We start from the raw sequence: 12,916 nt of genomic DNA, 5'->3' as shown, positions 1-12,916 counted from the left end.
GCCCGGCAGGAACGGGCCGAGCCGCCGCGACGGGTGCGGCACGCGAGAGCGTCCCGCAAGCCGCGCCTGACTATGGCCTAACGATGAACCGGTAATCATGGAATTCACGACCGTACTGTTCTACATCTTCGCGCTGCTCCTGGTGGTATCAGGGCTGAAGGTGATCACTTCGCGCAACCCGGTGGCGTCTGCGCTTTTCCTTGTGCTGGCGTTCTTCAACGCCGCCGCGATCTGGATGCTGCTGGAAGCGGAGTTCCTCGCGATCCTGCTGGTGCTGGTGTACGTGGGCGCCGTGATGGTGCTGTTCCTGTTCGTCGTGATGATGCTGGACATCAACATCGATTACCTGCGCCGCGACTTCAAGCGCTTCGTACCGATGGCGACCGTCGTCGGCGCGATCATCGTGGTCGAGACCGCGCTGATCCTGTGGCGCGGCTACGGCGACACCCACACGGTGCACGCGATGGCGACGGGCGCGATGGCCGACTGGTCGAACACGCGCCTGATCGGCAAGGTGATTTACACCGACTACATCTTCGCGTTTGAAATCGCAGGCCTGGTGCTGCTGGTTGCGATCATCGCCGCGATCGGGCTGACCGAGCGCAAGGGCAAGGACAGCAAGCGGCAGCGCGTGTCGGATCAGGTCAAGGTGCGCCGCGACGACCGCGTGCGCCTCGTGAAGATGGAAGCGGAAAAGCCGCAGCCGGAAACGGCGCAGAGCGAAGCCGGTACGAGCACCAACGGCTAAGCGGAGGAAAAGAAAACCATGCTGACTCTTGCTCATTACCTTGTGCTCGGCGCGATCCTCTTTGCGATCGCGATCGTCGGGATCTTCCTGAACCGCCGCAACATCATCATCATCCTGATGGCGATCGAACTGATGCTGCTGGCGGTGAACACCAACTTCGTCGCTTTTTCGCACTACCTCGGCGATGTGCACGGCCAGATATTCGTGTTCTTCGTGCTGACCGTCGCCGCAGCGGAAGCCGCGATCGGCCTCGCGATTCTGGTGACCCTGTTCCGTAAGCTCGACACGATCAATGTCGAGGATCTCGATCAGCTCAAAGGTTAATTTCAGGCAACGCTGTTATGTCAACGACACTCAATGAAAACCTGCTGCTGGCGATTCCGCTCGCTCCGCTGGCCGGCTCGCTGATTGCGGGGCTGTTCGGGAACGCAGTCGGGCGCAAGGGCGCACACCGGATCACGATCCTCGGCGTATTGATCGCGTTCCTCCTGTCGGCGAAAGTCTTCCTCGACGTGATGGGCGGCGCGAGCTTCAACGCGACCGTCTACGAATGGATGAACGTCGGTTCGCTGAAACTCGAAGTCGGCTTCCTCGTCGATTCGCTGACCGCGATGATGATGGTCGTCGTGACCTTCGTCTCGCTGATGGTGCACGTGTACACGATCGGCTACATGTCGGAAGAAGACGGCTACCAGCGCTTCTTCTCGTACATCTCGCTGTTCACGTTCTCGATGCTGATGCTCGTGATGAGCAACAACTTCCTGCAGCTGTTCTTCGGCTGGGAAGCGGTGGGTCTGGTGTCGTACCTGCTGATCGGCTTCTACTTCACGCGTGAGAGCGCGATCTACGCGAACATGAAGGCGTTCCTCGTGAACCGCGTGGGCGACTTCGGCTTCCTGCTGGGCATCGGCCTGCTGCTGGCGTTCGCGGGTTCGATGAACTACGGCGAAGTGTTCGCGAAGCGTGCCGAGCTCGCAAGCCTGCACTTCCCGGGCACCGACTGGGGCTTGCTGACCGTCGCCTGCATCTGCCTGTTCATCGGCGCGATGGGTAAATCGGCGCAGTTCCCGCTGCACGTCTGGCTGCCCGACTCGATGGAAGGCCCGACCCCGATCTCCGCGCTGATTCACGCGGCGACGATGGTGACGGCCGGCATCTTCATGGTGTCGCGCATGTCGCCGCTGTTCGAGCTGTCGGATACCGCGCTGTCGTTCATCACGGTGATCGGCGCGATCACGGCGCTCTTCATGGGCTTCCTCGGTATCGTCCAGAACGACATCAAGCGCGTGGTTGCGTATTCGACGCTGTCGCAGCTCGGCTACATGACCGTCGCGCTCGGCGTGTCCGCTTACCCGGTCGCCGTGTTCCACCTGATGACGCACGCGTTCTTCAAGGCGCTGCTGTTCCTTGGCGCCGGTTCGGTGATCATGGGCATGCACCACGACCAGGACATGCGCAACATGGGTGGCCTGCGCAAGTACATGCCGATCACGTGGATCACGTCGCTCGTCGGTTCGCTGGCGCTGATCGGTACGCCGTTCTTCTCCGGCTTCTACTCGAAAGACTCGATCATCGACGCGGTGAAGCTGTCGCACCTGCCGGGTTCGGGCTTCGCATACTTCGCGGTTGTCGCGAGCGTGTTCGTCACGGCGCTCTACTCGTTCCGCATGTACTTCCTGGTGTTCCACGGCGAAGAGCGCTTCCGCAAGCCGAAGCATCCTGAATCGCCGATGGGCATGGCGGCCGCGCACGGCCACGACGATCACGGCCATGGCCACGGTCATGACGACCACGCGCACGAGCCGCACGAGACCCCGTGGGTCGTGTGGGTGCCGCTGGTCCTGCTGGCCATTCCGTCGGTGATCATCGGTGCGATCGCGATTGGCCCGATGCTGTTCGGCGACTTCTTCCAGCACGGCGTCGCGTTCGACAAGGTGATCTTCATCGGTGAAAACCATCCGGCCCTGGCCGAGATGGCCGAAGAGTTCCACGGCTGGGTGGGCATGGGCCTGCACTCGGTGTCGGGCCTGCCGGTATGGCTGGCGCTCGCCGGTGTCGTCGTTGCGTGGTTTCTGTACCTGAAGCGTCCGGAGCTGCCGGCGTCGATCCGCCGCGCGTTCGGTCCGATCTACACGCTGCTGGACAACAAGTACTACATGGACAAGATCAACGAAGTGGTGTTCGCCCGTGGTTCGGTGGCGATCGGCCGCGGCCTGTGGAAGGAAGGCGACGTCGTCGTGATCGACGGTCTCGTCAACGGCAGCGCGCGGTTCATCGGCTGGTTCGCCGGCGTGATCCGCTTCCTCCAATCCGGTTACATCTATCACTACGCGTTCGCCATGATCATCGGCATGCTGGGGCTCCTGACCCTGTTTGTAACGCTCGGCGGCAAATAAGGCGGGGGGACAACACTAATGCACGCTTTTCCGATTCTCAGTACCGCGATCTGGTTGCCGATCGTTTTCGGCCTCCTCGTGCTCGCGGTGGGTAACGACAAAAATCCGGGGACGGCCCGCTGGGTCGCGCTGATCGGTTCGCTGCTCGGTCTCGCGGTCACGATTCCGCTGATCACGGGCTTCGACTCGAGCACGGCTGCGCTGCAGTTCGTCGAACAGTCGACCTGGATCGAGCGCTTCAACATCGCGTATCACCTCGGCGTCGACGGCATCTCGATGTGGTTCGTCGTGCTGACCGCGCTGATCACGGTGATCGTCGTGATCGCCGCGTGGGAAGTGATCACCGAGAACGTCGCGCAGTACCTCGCGGCGTTCCTGATCCTGTCCGGGATCATGATCGGCGTGTTCTCGGCGGCCGACGGCCTGCTGTTCTACGTGTTCTTCGAGGCGACCCTGATCCCGATGTACATCATCATCGGCGTGTGGGGCGGCCCGAACCGCGTGTACGCGGCGTTCAAGTTCTTCCTGTACACGCTGGCCGGCTCGCTGCTGATGCTGGTCGCGCTGATCTACCTGTACACGCAGACGCATTCGTTCGACCTCGCGACGTGGCAGAACGCCAAGATCGCGATGACGCCGCAGATCCTGTTGTTCATTGCATTCTTCCTCGCGTTCGCGGTGAAGGTGCCGATGTGGCCGGTGCACACCTGGCTGCCGGACGCGCACGTGGAAGCGCCGACGGGCGGCTCGGTCGTGCTGGCGGCAATCATGCTGAAGCTCGGCGCGTACGGTTTCCTGCGTTTCTCGCTGCCGATCACGCCTGACGCAAGCCACTTCCTGGCACCTGTCGTGATCACGTTGTCGCTGATCGCGGTGATCTATATCGGCCTCGTCGCGATGGTGCAGGCCGACATGAAGAAGCTGGTCGCGTATTCGTCGATCGCGCACATGGGCTTCGTCACGCTCGGCTTCTTCATCTTCAACCAGCTCGGCGTCGAAGGCGCGATCGTCCAGATGATCTCGCACGGCTTCGTGTCGGGCGCGATGTTCCTGTGCATCGGCGTGCTGTACGACCGCGTGCACTCGCGCCAGATCGCCGATTACGGCGGCGTCGTGAACGTGATGCCGAAGTTCGCGGCATTTGCGATGCTGTTCTCGATGGCCAACTGCGGCCTGCCGGGTACCTCGGGTTTCGTCGGCGAGTTCATGGTGATTCTCGCGGCTGTCCAGTACAACTTCTGGATCGCATTCGGCGCGGCATTCACGCTGATCCTCGGCGCCGCCTACACGCTGTGGATGTACAAGCGCGTGTACTTCGGCGCGGTCGCGAACGATCACGTTGCAAAGCTGAAGGACATCGGCCGTCGCGAATTCGTGATGCTGGCCGTGCTCGCCGCGTTCACGCTGCTGATGGGTCTGTATCCGAAGCCTTTCACCGACGTGATGCACGTTTCCGTGGAAAACCTCCTCTCCCACGTCGCGCAGTCCAAGCTGCCGCTGGCCCAGTAATCGCGAGCGGAGGAAATCAAGATCATGAACGCTCCTATGAATGTCCTGTTGCCTGACGCGCTGGTGATGGTCGCCGTCGTCGTCGCATGGCTGAACGACACCTTTACCGGTGCTGCTGGCCGCCGCCTGACCTATCTGATCGCGGTGGTTTCGTCGGTCGTTGCCGGCGTGTGGTTCGCGGTGCAGGCGCTGGACCCGCAGCAGTATTACTTCTTCTCGCGGATGGTCGTCGTCGACTCGTTCGCGAGCATGATGAAGGCCGTCGTGTCGCTCGGCTTCGCGGTCTCGCTCGTCTATTCGCGCAAGTACCTCGAAGACCGCGACATGTTCCGCGGCGACGTGTTCCTGCTGGGCATGTTCTCGCTGCTCGGTCAACTGGTGATGGTGTCGGGCAACAACTTCCTGACGCTGTACCTCGGCCTCGAACTGATGTCGCTGTCGCTGTACGCCGTCATCGCGCTGCGCCGCGATGTCGCTCAGTCGAGCGAAGCCGCGATGAAGTACTACGTGCTGGGCGCGCTCGCGTCGGGCTTCGTGCTGTACGGCATTTCGATGCTCTACGGCGCGACCGGCTCGCTTGAGCTGGGCGAGGTGTACAAGGCGGTCGGCGGCAACACCGACGCGGCCGTGCTGATGTTCGGCGTGGTCTTCATCGTCGCCGGTATCGCGTTCAAGCTCGGCGCCGTGCCGTTCCACATGTGGGTGCCGGATGTCTACCAGGGCGCACCGACCGCGATGACGCTGTTCGTCGGCGGCGGCCCGAAGGTTGCCGCGTTCGCGTGGGGCCTGCGCTTCCTGGTGATGGGCCTGCTGCCGCTCGCTCAGAACTGGCAGACCGCGCTCGTGATCCTCGCCGCGCTGTCGCTGATCGTGGGTAACATCACCGGTATCGTCCAGCGCAACATCAAGCGGATGCTCGCGTACTCGGCGATCTCGAACATGGGCTTCGTGCTGCTCGGCCTGCTCGCCGGCATCGTGAAGGGCGACGCGGCCGCACCGGCGAACGCGTACAGCTCGGCGATGTTCTACGCGATCGTCTACCTGATCACGACGCTCGGCTCGTTCGGCGTGGTGATGCTGCTCGCACGCCGCGATTTCGAAGCGGAAACGATCGACGACTTCAAGGGCCTGAACAAGCGCAGCCCGGTGTTCGCGTTCGTGATGATGGTCATGATGTTCTCGCTGGCCGGTATCCCGCCGACCGTTGGTTTCTACGCGAAGCTCGCGGTGCTCGAGGCGACCGTCAACGCGGGTCTCACGTGGCTGGCCGTGCTGGCCGTGATCACGTCGCTGTTCGGCGCGTTCTACTACCTGCGCATCGTCAAGCTGATGTACTTCGATGCCCCGCAGGACGCGACTCCGGTCACCGGCGATTTCTGCAAGCGCACGATCCTCGTGCTGAACGGTATTGCAGTCGTGGTGCTCGGCCTGATCCCGAGCCCGCTGCTGACGGCCTGCCTGCAGGCGATCCGTCACACGCTGCCGCTGTAATGTCGGCAGCCGGCTGGTTCATCGTGCTGTTGGCGCTCGTATGCGCCAACGTACCGTTCCTGAACCAACGCCTTTTCGCCGTCGTGCCGATCGGTGCGACGAAGAAGAACGCGTGGGTTCGGATCGGCGAACTGATCGTGCTGTATTTCGTCGTCGGTGCGCTCGGCTTCTGGCTCGAGTCGCGCGCCGGCAACCGCTTCGAACAGGGCTGGCAGTTCTACGCGATCACGTTCAGTCTTTTCGTTGTATTCGCGTTTCCCGGCTTCACGTTCCAGTATCTCGTCAAACGACGCTGACGGCTTCGGCCGTCGCGTGCTCATTCCTCCGGAGCCCGCCGATGGCCGAACTACCCAATCACGACGCCGCACTGACCGAAACCTGCCTCGAGAGCGAGGCGATTTTCGACGGCTCGTTCCTCAAGCTGAAGCGCGATACCGTTCGTTTGCCCGACGGCAAGCAGGCCACGCGCGAATACGTCCAGCACCCCGGCGCGGTGATGGTGATCCCGCTGTTCGACGACGGCCGCGTGCTGATGGAAAGCCAGTATCGCTATCCGATCGGCAAGGTCATGGCCGAATTCCCTGCCGGCAAACTTGATCCGAACGAGGGCGCGCTCGCCTGCGCGGTGCGCGAACTGCGCGAGGAAACCGGCTACACGGCGCGCGAATACGTGTTCCTTGCCCGAATTCACCCGATCATTTCCTATTCGACCGAATTCATCGACCTGTATCTCGCGCGCGGCCTGACGGCCGGCGAGCGTAAGCTCGACGAAGGCGAATTCCTCGAAACCTTCACGGCGACGCTGCCCGACCTGCAGGAGTGGGTGCGCACAGGCCAGATCACTGACGTGAAGACGATCATCGGCGCAATGTGGCTCGACAAGGTGCTGTCCGGCACCTGGCCGCTCGGCCCGGTCGAGAAGCCCTGACGGCGCGTCAGCGGCGAGTGGGGCGCCGCGTTACAATTCTGTGACGCGGCCGCTGTCCGGCCGCGCGATCCTCGTTTAGCACGATCGTTCACAAAAGCGCGTTTTGCGCTACACTCGCCACACGCCCTGATTCAGCATGAAGGTCCTCGATTTACAGTGCCCGCACGGTCATCGGTTCGAAGGCTGGTTCGCTTCCGCCGATGAGTTCGAAGCGCAGTTGTCCCGCAAGCTGGTCGAATGTCCGGTGTGCGGGACGACCGAGATCAACCGGATGCCGTCGGCGCCGCGCCTTAACCTGTCGGGTGCGACGCAGGCGCCGCCGGCCGATCCGCGTGCGTTGCAGGCGCAGGTGATGCGCGCACTGCGCGAGGTGCTGGAGAAGACCGAGAACGTGGGCGAGCGCTTCGCCGAGGAAGCGCGGCGCATTCATTACAACGAGGCGCCGGCGCGCAGCATTCGTGGCGTCACGACGCCGGAGGATGCGCAATCCTTGGTCGAAGAAGGCATCGACGTGATGCCGCTACCGATTCCTGCCGCGCTGAAAGAACCGCTGCAATGACGTACGCAGTGTGTCCTTGCCGGGCCGGACGGCCGCGGCAAGGAGACACTGCGCATGGATCTGGATTACTCCCCCGCCGACGACGCGTTCCGCGTCGACGTCCGCGTCTGGCTCGAGGCCAACCTGCCTCATGCACTGCGCGCCAAGGTACTCGATCACAAACGACTAGACCGCGAGGATTTCGCGAGCTGGCACCGGATTCTCGGCCAGCGCGGCTGGTCCGCGCCCGCGTGGCCGGCCGAATATGGCGGTCCGGAATGGAACGCGACGCAGCGCCACATCTGGGATGAGGAGTGCGCACGCATCGGCGCGCCGACCGTGCTGCCGTTCGGCGTATCGATGGTCGCGCCGGTGCTGATGAAATACGGCAGCGAAGCGCAGAAGCGCCACTATCTGCCGCGCATTCTCGACGGTACCGACTGGTGGTGCCAGGGGTATTCGGAGCCGGGCTCCGGGTCGGATCTCGCATCGCTGCGCACGCGTGCCGAGCGTCATGGCGACCACTACGTCGTCAACGGCCAGAAGACCTGGACGACGCTGGGTCAGTACGCGGACATGATGTTCTGTCTCGTGCGCACCGATCCGGCGGCGAAGAAACAGGAGGGCATCTCGTTCCTGCTGATCGACATGAAGACGCCTGGCATCACGGTGCGCCCGATCATCACGCTCGACGAGGATCACGAAGTCAACGAGGTGTTCTTCGAGGACGTGAAGGTGCCCGTCGAGAATCTCGTCGGCGATGAAAACCGCGGCTGGACTTACGCGAAATACCTGTTGGGCCACGAGCGCACCGGCATCGCACGCGTCGGCGCGTCGAAGCGCGAGCTCGCATTCCTGAAACGCGTGGCGTCGAACCAGCGCAAGAACGGCAAGCCGTTGCTCGCCGATCCCGTGTTTGCCGCGAAGGTTGCCGCGCTCGAAGTTGAGCTGATGGCGCTGGAGGTGACGGTGCTGCGTGTCGTGAGCCGCGAGACGAGTGGCAAGGGGCCGGGCCCCGAGGCATCAATGTTGAAGATCAAGGGCACCGAGGTGCAGCAGGCGCTTACCGAGCTGATGTTCGAGGCGATCGGGCCGCTCGCCGCGCCGTTCGACGTTCCGTTCCTCGAGGGCGAACGTGAACACAGCAGCGCGGGCGACGATGATGCCGCGCCGCTCGCGGCCTACTACTTCAATTACCGGAAGACGTCGATCTACGGTGGTTCGAACGAGATTCAGAAGAACATCATCGCGCAGATGATCCTGGGGCTGTGATCAGGGAACGGAGACAACCATGGATTTCAGCTTTACCGATGAGCAGCAACAGTTTGCCGACGCGCTGCGTCGTTATCTCGGCGAGCAATACGGTTTCGACGCACGCCAGGGCATCGTGCGAAGCGATGCCGGCGTGTCGGACGCGCAATGGAGCGCATTCGCGGAGCTGGGCCTGACCGCGCTGCCCGTGCCGGATGCACAGGGCGGTTTCGGCGGCGGCCCGGTCGACATGCTGGTCGCGATGCAGGAGCTCGGCCGTGCACTCGTGGTCGAGCCGTACTGGGCGACGGCGGTCGGCATCGAGGCGCTGCGTGTCGCCGGGTCCGGCACGGGTGACGATGCTGCGCTGCTGGAAGCGGTCGCACAAGGGCAGAAGCGCCTGGCCGTTGCGTTCCACGAACCGCGGGCGCGCTACGACCTGTACGCACTCGATACACACGCGCGTGAGCAGGGCGGCACGTACCGACTGACCGGAACCAAGTCGGTCGTTCAGCACGGCGCCCAGGCGCATGCGTGGATCGTACCCGCTCGGGTAGACGGCGGCGGCATCGGCCTGTTCGTCGTCGAGCGCGATGCCGCGGGGGCGAAACTCGTCGACTACCGGACGATCGACGGCCAGCGCGCTGCGACGATCGAGCTGCGTGACACGCCTGCGCGGCAGCTGACGGGCGGCGCACGCGATGCGGCCGCACTCGAGCAGATTGCCGATTACGCGACCTTCCTGCTTTGCGCGGAAGCGGTCGGTGCACTCGACGAGCTGAACCGCGTGACGGTCGAATACACGAAGACGCGCGAACAGTTCGGCGTACCGATTGCACGTTTCCAGGCACTGCAGCACCGGATGGTCGACATGCTGATTCATGCGGAGCAGGCGCGCTCGCTGACTTACCTGGCTGCGGTGCGTTACGCGGGCGGCGATGCCGATGCCCGTCGCAAGGCGGTGTCGGCCGCGAAGGCGCGGGTCGGCGCGGCCGCACGCTTCGTCGGGCAGCAGGCGGTGCAACTACACGGCGGCATGGGCGTGACCAATGAGGTAGCCGCCGCACACCTGTTCAAGCGGCTGTCGATCATCGAGACGACACTCGGCGACACCGATCATCATCTTGCGCGCATTGCGGCCCTGCCGGATTTCGCGCAAACCGACGCGGCATGACGGCGGCGCGTGAGCGCGCCAGAGGAGATAGACAGTGGGTATCAGTTACGAAGATCTGGAAGTCGGCAGTACGACCGAAATCGGCCGCTATACGTTCGAATCGGACGACATCAAGGCGTTCGCGCTACGCTACGATCCGCAACCGTTCCACCTCGATGAAGCGGCCGGCAAGGCATCGCCGTTCGGTGGACTGGTTGCGAGCGGCTGGCATACGTGTTCGGTGTTCATGAGCCTGCTCATCAAGAAGCTGGGGCCGGATTCGACCAGCATGGGCTCGCCCGGCATCGACTCGATCCGCTGGCTAAAGCCCGTGCGTGCCGGCGACACGATCACGATGTACCAGAAGGTCCACGACAAGCGCGTGTCGGCGAGCAAGCCCGATCGCGGCATCGTGTCGACGGAGTGGATCGGCGTCAACGGTGCCGGCGACACGGTGATCACCGTGCATACCAAGGTGATCTTCGGACTGCGTCATCCGCAAGGGGTAGGCGCATGACGGACGTGACAGTGCCACTTATCGCGTCGGCGCAAGCGCTGCACGAGCGGGTCGGCGCGGAGCCGCTCGCGAGCGGCTGGGTCGAGATCGACCAGCGTCGCGTCGATAGTTTTGCCGACGCCACCGGCGATCATCAGTGGATTCACGTCGATCCCGAGCGGGCGCGGCGCGAGTCGCCGTTCGGCGGCCCGATCGCGCACGGATTCCTGACGCTGTCGCTGATTCCCGCGCTGATGACCGATGCGATGCGCTTCGAGCAGAAGATGGGCGTGAACTACGGACTGAACCGCGTGCGATTCCTGAAGCCGGTGCCGGTCGGCGCACGCGTGCGCGCGCTGTTCGCGGTGAAGGAAGCCGCAGAGGCCGCTCAGGGCGGCGTGCAGGTGACGTGGTCTGTGTCGATGCAGGTCGAGCGTCCGGACGTGCCGTTGCTCGTTTGCGCGGCGGAATTCATTACGCTGCACTATTTCTGATGCGCGCGGCGGCGTCGATGGATGCCGCCGCGTCGCTTGTTGCGTGGTTCGTCAGTGCTTTGCGTATTGCGTCGCACCGAACAGCATTTCGCGCGCCTTGTCGTCCTGCAGCGGCTTGCGCAGCGATGCGAGTACTTCGACGCCGCGCTGCACGGCCGGACGCGCGGCAATCGTTTCGTGCCAGTGCTTCACGTTTGGCAGTTCGTCGAGCGCGATGCCCTGATTCTGCCACGAGCGCGTCCACGGGAACGTCGCAATGTCCGCGATCGTGTACGTGTCGCCGGCGAGAAATTCGGATTCGCCGAGACGCTTTTCCATCACGTTGTACAGGCGCTTCGCTTCGTTCGTGTAGCGATTGACCGCGTACTCGATCTTCTCCGGCGCATACAGCCGGAAGTGATGCGCCTGCCCGAGCATCGGGCCGACGCCGCCCATCTGAAACATCAGCCATTCGAGCGTCGCGTAGCGCTCGGCCGGCTCGGTTGGCAGGAACTTGCCGGTCTTTTCCGCCAGGTACACGAGGATCGCGCCCGATTCGAACAGCGAGATCGGCTTGCCGCCGGGGCCGTCCGAGTCGACGATCGCGGGGATCTTGTTGTTCGGGCTGATCTTCAGGAATTCGGGCTTGAACTGGTCGCCCGCACCGATATCGACCGGATGCGCACGATACGCGAGGCCCGTTTCCTCGAGCATGATGTGTACCTTGTGGCCGTTCGGGGTCGCCCAGCTGTAGACGTCGATCATCGTCAACTCCATTATTGCATGCGCGAAAACGGCGCCGGCGGGGCGCCGCGACAGGCGGTCATTAGAGCATGGATCGATGCGGGCTGCAGGCGACGGAAACGTGCGGCCGCGCGCCTGCGCGTGCATGGCGTTGCGGCGACCGAAACGCCGCTACGGCGAGGGCTTGCGTATCAGCGCCTGTAGTGCGGTTGGCGTTTCTCGAGGAATGCGGTAATCCCTTCGAATGCGTCCGCATGATGCAACGATGCGACGAAGTGATCGCGCTCGGTGTCCAGATGCGCATCGAGCGGCTGTGCGGCCGCATCGTCGAGCAGCGACTTGATGCGCGTGAGCGCGTTCGGCGAGATGCCGGCAAGCGAGTCGGCCCACGCGAGCGCGTCGGACAGCGCGGCACCGGGCACGGCGAGCCGATTGACGACGCCGAGCGCATGCAGGCGGTCGGCCGCGACGGGCTTGCCCTCGAACAGGATTTCGGCGGCGAGCGCACGCGGCAGTGCGCGCGAGAGGAACCACGAGCCGCCGCCGTCGGGCGTGAGGCCGACGCGCGCGTACGACATCACGAACTTCGCGTCGTGCGCGGCAACGACCAGGTCGCACGCGAGCGCGAGCGAAAAGCCCGCGCCGGCCGCCGCACCTTCGACTGCCGCGATCACGGGCTTGGTCGCTGCGCGGATCGCCGTGATCCACGCGGCGAGTTGATCGATGCTGTCGGCCTGATAGGACGGATCCTTCGAGCGGTTGTCGAGCAGCCGGTTCAGGTTGCCGCCTGCGCAAAAGAAGCGATCGGCACCCGTGAGCACGACCGCGCGAATGGCGGGGTCGCGCTCGGCGGTGGCGAGCGCCTCGACGCCGGCCGCATACATGTCGGGATGCAGCGCGTTGCGTGCGCCGGGATTGGACAGCGTGAGGACGAGCGTCGATTCGCTCTCGGGCGGACGCGAGGCCAGCAGTTCAGCACTCATGCGAGTGTGTCTCCATCGGATGGCGAGGCTGCGGCACCGCATGCTACGCGGGCGCATGCGCATACCCGTGAGGGTGCCGCCGCAGCGGATGCGTTGTTGTCGTGACAGACGCGAAACTGCTTTAGACTAGGGAAACGCTGATTAATAGGCCAACGCGCGAGCTTGTCGGCGGTGCTGACGCGCAAATTCCGGATGCCGAAGTGAAG

At 63.8% G+C, this 12,916-nt stretch carries 14 protein-coding genes; 12 read left to right on the top strand and 2 right to left on the bottom strand.

Annotated elements, in window-relative coordinates:
* Positions 1-97 precede the first annotated feature (97 nt).
* From BTE28158_RS17500 to BTE28158_RS17445, 12 genes are all read left to right on the top strand, one after another.
* Positions 98-748 (top strand): NADH-quinone oxidoreductase subunit J, encoded by a 651-nt coding sequence (locus BTE28158_RS17500; protein ID WP_059600433.1) that lies wholly within the window; start codon positions 98-100, stop codon positions 746-748.
* Positions 749-766: 18 nt separating this feature from the next.
* Positions 767-1,072 carry an NADH-quinone oxidoreductase subunit NuoK gene (nuoK, locus tag BTE28158_RS17495; protein ID WP_004185739.1) on the top strand — a complete coding sequence of 102 codons (306 nt, stop codon included), beginning with the start codon at positions 767-769 and terminating at the stop codon, positions 1,070-1,072.
* 17 nt (positions 1,073-1,089) lie between these two features.
* Positions 1,090-3,144: an NADH-quinone oxidoreductase subunit L gene (gene nuoL, locus BTE28158_RS17490; RefSeq protein ID WP_059533198.1), complete on the top strand. Its 2,055-nt coding sequence runs from the start codon at positions 1,090-1,092 to the stop codon at positions 3,142-3,144.
* An 18-nt stretch (positions 3,145-3,162) separates the two neighbouring features.
* Entirely contained in the window at positions 3,163-4,653 is a 1,491-nt protein-coding gene (locus BTE28158_RS17485) for an NADH-quinone oxidoreductase subunit M (protein ID WP_059600434.1), read from the top strand.
* 36 nt (positions 4,654-4,689) lie between these two features.
* Complete coding sequence (nuoN, locus tag BTE28158_RS17480; protein ID WP_174911940.1) at positions 4,690-6,144, top strand: NADH-quinone oxidoreductase subunit NuoN; 1,455 nt, start codon at positions 4,690-4,692, stop codon at positions 6,142-6,144.
* The gene (locus tag BTE28158_RS17475; protein ID WP_059533192.1) at positions 6,144-6,440 is read left to right on the top strand and encodes a DUF2818 family protein; all 297 of its coding nucleotides are present in this window, start codon (positions 6,144-6,146) and stop codon (positions 6,438-6,440) included. The genes nuoN and BTE28158_RS17475 overlap by 1 nt, the downstream gene beginning before the upstream one ends.
* A 41-nt stretch (positions 6,441-6,481) precedes the next feature.
* Entirely contained in the window at positions 6,482-7,072 is a 591-nt protein-coding gene (locus tag BTE28158_RS17470; RefSeq protein WP_059468101.1) for an NUDIX domain-containing protein, read from the top strand.
* Between the two features lie 136 nt (positions 7,073-7,208).
* On the top strand, positions 7,209-7,631 hold the full coding sequence (locus BTE28158_RS17465) for a DUF1178 family protein (protein ID WP_059680603.1): 423 nt from the start codon (positions 7,209-7,211) through the stop codon (positions 7,629-7,631).
* Positions 7,632-7,685: 54 nt separating this feature from the next.
* On the top strand, positions 7,686-8,882 hold the full coding sequence (locus tag BTE28158_RS17460; protein WP_124626884.1) for an acyl-CoA dehydrogenase family protein: 1,197 nt from the start codon (positions 7,686-7,688) through the stop codon (positions 8,880-8,882).
* Positions 8,883-8,901: 19 nt separating this feature from the next.
* Positions 8,902-10,035: an acyl-CoA dehydrogenase family protein gene (locus BTE28158_RS17455; RefSeq protein WP_151049395.1), complete on the top strand. Its 1,134-nt coding sequence runs from the start codon at positions 8,902-8,904 to the stop codon at positions 10,033-10,035.
* A 34-nt stretch (positions 10,036-10,069) separates the two neighbouring features.
* Positions 10,070-10,531 carry a MaoC family dehydratase gene (locus BTE28158_RS17450; protein WP_151049397.1) on the top strand — a complete coding sequence of 154 codons (462 nt, stop codon included), beginning with the start codon at positions 10,070-10,072 and terminating at the stop codon, positions 10,529-10,531.
* Positions 10,528-11,004, top strand: coding sequence for a MaoC family dehydratase (locus tag BTE28158_RS17445; RefSeq protein ID WP_151049399.1), 477 nt, complete (start codon positions 10,528-10,530; stop codon positions 11,002-11,004). Before BTE28158_RS17450 ends, BTE28158_RS17445 begins: the two co-directional genes overlap by 4 nt.
* Before the next feature lie 51 nt (positions 11,005-11,055).
* Here BTE28158_RS17445 and BTE28158_RS17440 read toward each other — a convergent pair whose 3' ends face one another.
* On the bottom strand, positions 11,056-11,748 hold the full coding sequence (locus BTE28158_RS17440) for a glutathione binding-like protein (protein WP_151049401.1): 693 nt from the start codon (positions 11,746-11,748) through the stop codon (positions 11,056-11,058).
* Positions 11,749-11,918: 170 nt separating this feature from the next.
* Positions 11,919-12,710 carry an oxepin-CoA hydrolase, alternative type gene (locus BTE28158_RS17435; protein ID WP_151049403.1) on the bottom strand — a complete coding sequence of 264 codons (792 nt, stop codon included), beginning with the start codon at positions 12,708-12,710 and terminating at the stop codon, positions 11,919-11,921.
* Between the last annotated feature and the right edge of the window lie 206 nt (positions 12,711-12,916).

Source organism: Burkholderia diffusa (assembly GCF_902499115.1).
In the GTDB taxonomy this organism is placed as follows: Bacteria; Pseudomonadota; Gammaproteobacteria; order Burkholderiales; family Burkholderiaceae; genus Burkholderia; species Burkholderia diffusa.
Note: the sequence above shows the minus strand (reverse complement) of the source record. Positions and strands in the feature narration are given on the sequence as shown.

What these genes read in the sequence shown, in the direction of transcription:
- BTE28158_RS17500 (WP_059600433.1), top strand. Translation starts at nt 98, where the DNA reads ATGGAATTCACGACCGTACTGTTCTACATCTTCGCGCTGCTCCTGGTG.
- nuoK (WP_004185739.1), top strand. Translation starts at nt 767, where the DNA reads ATGCTGACTCTTGCTCATTACCTTGTGCTCGGCGCGATCCTCTTTGCG.
- nuoL (WP_059533198.1), top strand. Translation starts at nt 1,090, where the DNA reads ATGTCAACGACACTCAATGAAAACCTGCTGCTGGCGATTCCGCTCGCT.
- BTE28158_RS17485 (WP_059600434.1), top strand. Translation starts at nt 3,163, where the DNA reads ATGCACGCTTTTCCGATTCTCAGTACCGCGATCTGGTTGCCGATCGTT.
- nuoN (WP_174911940.1), top strand. Translation starts at nt 4,690, where the DNA reads ATGAATGTCCTGTTGCCTGACGCGCTGGTGATGGTCGCCGTCGTCGTC.
- BTE28158_RS17475 (WP_059533192.1), top strand. Translation starts at nt 6,144, where the DNA reads ATGTCGGCAGCCGGCTGGTTCATCGTGCTGTTGGCGCTCGTATGCGCC.
- BTE28158_RS17470 (WP_059468101.1), top strand. Translation starts at nt 6,482, where the DNA reads ATGGCCGAACTACCCAATCACGACGCCGCACTGACCGAAACCTGCCTC.
- BTE28158_RS17465 (WP_059680603.1), top strand. Translation starts at nt 7,209, where the DNA reads ATGAAGGTCCTCGATTTACAGTGCCCGCACGGTCATCGGTTCGAAGGC.
- BTE28158_RS17460 (WP_124626884.1), top strand. Translation starts at nt 7,686, where the DNA reads ATGGATCTGGATTACTCCCCCGCCGACGACGCGTTCCGCGTCGACGTC.
- BTE28158_RS17455 (WP_151049395.1), top strand. Translation starts at nt 8,902, where the DNA reads ATGGATTTCAGCTTTACCGATGAGCAGCAACAGTTTGCCGACGCGCTG.
- BTE28158_RS17445 (WP_151049399.1), top strand. Translation starts at nt 10,528, where the DNA reads ATGACGGACGTGACAGTGCCACTTATCGCGTCGGCGCAAGCGCTGCAC.
- BTE28158_RS17440 (WP_151049401.1), bottom strand. Translation starts at nt 11,748, where the DNA reads ATGATCGACGTCTACAGCTGGGCGACCCCGAACGGCCACAAGGTACAC.
- BTE28158_RS17435 (WP_151049403.1), bottom strand. Translation starts at nt 12,710, where the DNA reads ATGAGTGCTGAACTGCTGGCCTCGCGTCCGCCCGAGAGCGAATCGACG.